The organism is uncultured Idiomarina sp. (assembly GCF_964010655.1).
GTDB lineage: Bacteria > Pseudomonadota > Gammaproteobacteria > Enterobacterales > Alteromonadaceae > Idiomarina > Idiomarina baltica.
Window position 1 is genome coordinate 1 of sequence record NZ_CAXGLS010000085.1, and the last position, 3,411, is coordinate 3,411.

The 3,411-nt window shown below is 45.8% G+C and carries 3 protein-coding genes; 1 reads left to right on the forward strand and 2 read right to left on the reverse strand.

Annotation, left to right across the window (positions count from 1 at the left end; all coding sequences use genetic code 11):
* Nucleotides 1-240: 240 nt before the first annotated feature.
* Nucleotides 241-612 (reverse strand): GNAT family N-acetyltransferase, encoded by a 372-nt coding sequence (locus ABNS04_RS12240; protein WP_133538452.1) that lies wholly within the window; start codon nucleotides 610-612, stop codon nucleotides 241-243.
* Nucleotides 613-946: 334 nt separating this feature from the next.
* On the opposite strand from ABNS04_RS12240, the gene ABNS04_RS12245 reads away from it, so the two are divergent.
* Entirely contained in the window at nucleotides 947-2,242 is a 1,296-nt protein-coding gene (locus ABNS04_RS12245) for a DUF5623 domain-containing protein (protein WP_272977360.1), read from the forward strand.
* Nucleotides 2,243-2,345: 103 nt separating this feature from the next.
* Here the strand turns inward: ABNS04_RS12245 and ABNS04_RS12250 are convergent, their stop codons facing one another.
* Nucleotides 2,346-3,359 (reverse strand): DNA-binding protein, encoded by a 1,014-nt coding sequence (locus ABNS04_RS12250; protein ID WP_133538454.1) that lies wholly within the window; start codon nucleotides 3,357-3,359, stop codon nucleotides 2,346-2,348.
* Between the last annotated feature and the right edge of the window lie 52 nt (nucleotides 3,360-3,411).

The following is a 3,411-nucleotide window of genomic DNA, read 5'->3' on the forward strand; positions in this document are numbered from 1 at the left end:
ACTTTGATAGTAATAGCAGTGACTGGGTTTTATTGGACGTTCGAAAACAAGATGAGGGTAAGCCGGGATTTGTACAGAATTCGCCAAATCCAGCTTAATTAATTGTTAATTAAAGAGTTTATACTTTATAAGGTGTGTTCTTGGAAATTAGTCGATCTCAAATGGAATTAGCCGGGAATTTTAAGACACTTTGCGATGCTTTGCGATGCTTTGCGATGAAAGCGGTAGATACGGCCTAATCTAACTTTCATCGGCGTCAACAAAATGCAATCTAAATGGCAATTGTCCATGGTTATTGGGAGCTTCATCAAAGTGGAAACCAAACTGCTCATAAAATTTGCGTAGTCTGGCGTTGTCTCTATCAGCAAGCCCACAGACCTCATGCACTCCTTTCAAATCAGCTAGATTAAGCAGAGTCTCTACCAGGTCACTCCCAATTCCGTATTGACGGTGAGCTTCATTAATAAATAAATCATCAATGTGCATAACCCCGTCTTCAATCGTCCAGTTTAGGTACCCGAGCCTGATTGATGGTCCGTGCGCGCTGATAGTTTGTACATTAAAGCGACCGTGAAGGTCTGAAAACTCTCGATGTTTTACAATGTATTGCATGCAATCAGCCTGTATTTTTTGTTAACAGCTAAAATTCACTTAGTAACGAATATACCATATGGTTTGCCGCAGTAACTATAAAGCGAACTGATCACCCAAGAACCGTGCTCTGATTCGTTAATCTGACAAACACGTTGGCTATAGATCGTGTTGCATTATCTTTGTCTTTGGCTTATAAATAAAAGGTTGCTCTTGGTAGGAGCCAGCCGCTCGTCGTTGCAAAGCTTATGAAGCACTACTTTATTTTTACTGTTACCACATTAGCTCAATATTTTATATCGGGCTTGTTGAGCGGTTGACGAGCGACGCTAGTAGACAAGCCGGGAGATAGAAAATGTTGAACGAAACTATTCGCCCATCAACCATTGGTGGCATCAAGCGTCTTGCCAAGCAAATAAAAAAAGCGAAAAGCGTACCTCATCACGAAGCATTAGATATTGCTGCTCGAAATGCTTTTTTTGAAAACTTTGCACATGCACGTAACCAGCTCGAAAGCTCATCGACTCTCAAGTCGGGCTACCCATTATTTTTTACTAGCTATTGGTATGATCGGCAACGCCGCAAAACGGGTCGAGAAGTATTAGAAATTGAGCTTTCAATACCTTTACTCGAATTAGCCACTAAAAATGAATTGAAAATTGCCAATTCGCTGGGAAGGTTTAGGCTGGCTACGCCGGATCTTTTTGTCCATGACGATGTTTGCTCCTCACAAGACGAAGCAATAGAGCTGATTTGTAAAGCGGTCAGAGTGTTAAGGTTTATCGAAGCCACGGGGTTAAAACCGAGCAGGGATCACACCGCGGCTTACCCGGATAGAGAGCATAACAACCGACTGCCTCAATCTGATCACGCCTCTCATTGGTATGATCCTGCTCTCGGGCAGTTTATCCTGGTTGATGAGCCTTATATTGATGCAATCGTTGATGGTAAACGAGCCGCATGGGCTAAAGAGCATAATTGGTACCTAAAGGCCTCAAAGTGGTCAGGTATGTATTATCCAGGTATGTCGAGCCTGTTTATCGCAACAGATGCATCGACAGGCTACGATATTAGTGCCTTAATGGCGAAAATTGACAACATCCCCTCTCCACTAACGAAAGACAATTGGGACGGTACATCCGCCAACGGCCATGAGACCTTTTTCAGCCCCCTTTGTATTACCCCTCAGGATAAGAAAAGAGCCGTCGCGAAAGGTACCATATACCGAGCGTCAGGGAGTAAAACGCGACCCATGGTAAGTTGGGGCTCGTCGCATAACGAACGACGACCAAACGCCGTTATGCCGATTGAGTCTCATCAGTTTGTTGCACGACTGATAAAGGCTATTGAGCAGTCTGCTGCAAAGCCCATTGATGTTAATCGCCGGCTGTCATCGATCAAAAGTAAATTGGAAGATTGGTTCTTTTCTGAATATGAACAAGATATAACTGATACGTTTGAGCTGTTCTACTATAGTGGTATCGATGACGATGATCCGCTTGTTTTGCAAGCCTCTTCGTCGAAAGGGGTTATTCACCTGCTGCAAGCGTTGAAAATAAGGTTATCGGAGTCTTATGTTGATTGCGAGCCGTTACGAAAAATGATGGGGAAAATTGACACGTCCATTAAGCTCACCTCCAGTCTTCAATAACGATTATCGACAGAACGGTTTAGTTAAAGGCCGCTCACAACCAAACGTGGGTGGCGCTCTATCTACGAAGACAACTCACAACAATATTGTTCCAAAACCCGGGCTATGACGGGCGCGGTTTTTGCGGCGTCTTGGTATTGAACCACTGTTCAATCATTGCTTTTTGCGTCTCGATAACCGCGTTAAGTTGCACTGACTCATGCTTTAATGCCTGTTTTTCTTTTGTGAGCTCCGTGAGCGACGTTTGTAAGCTCTCCTGTTTGTCGTGGGCACCTTGTAGTTCGCTCGTTACGCCTGCAAACCGGGCTTCCAGTCGGTCGTACTGTTGTTTTAACTCGGATAGCCGAGCTTCCGAACTTCGACTTTCCTGGTATACGGCATCGTAGTGTCTCTTAAGCTCCGCCAATTGAGTTTCGAGTTGAGTATTGCGTTGCGTCAGCTCTGAATAACTGTGCTGCCGTGCAGTCAAGGTTTGCTCCAGCTCAGCGACCTCACTTTGCAGCCCCTGAACGTCTCGCTCGTAGCGCCGCTGCTCGTGCTCTCGTTGCTCACGGACCGAATCGCGATAGTGATTTAATGCTTCCCGGGCTTGTGTGTGTTTTTCTTCCAGAGACGCAATACGATCATCTTTTTCAGACAGGCGTTGTTTCTGTGAGGACAGATCGGATTGGAGTCGCTCATTCTCAACTTCCAGCTGATGGTTTATCTCTCGAAGTTGCTGCTGGTGCTGCTCGGCTTGTTGCAACGTTTGCATTAGCTCCTCAACATGCGTTTGCGTGGCCAGGAGCTCCTGACTTTGTTGCTCGAATCGCTCCTGCCAGGCATTCACCTGCTCGCTGTGCCGCTCCTCTTGCGCTTCCAGTGTCTGATTCGCCTCGGCTTTAAGGCGACTGGAGAGTTGGTTGACCAACGCGATAAGTTCATCACTCAACGACGCTGAGAGTGCCGTTTTGTCGTCATCGGTTTCCAACTCTTTTAAGTAACGGTGGATCGTTGTTTTTGAGCCGGTGTTGCCGAGTTCAATACGTACCGCATCAATCGACACTGATTCGCCCCGGGCGATTAACGCATTGCGCGCCTGCTCTACTGACTTTTTCGTAATACCGCCTCTGGCCATTATAGTTTCCCCGCAATTTCATACTGTAGTATGTACTATGTATTTACATACT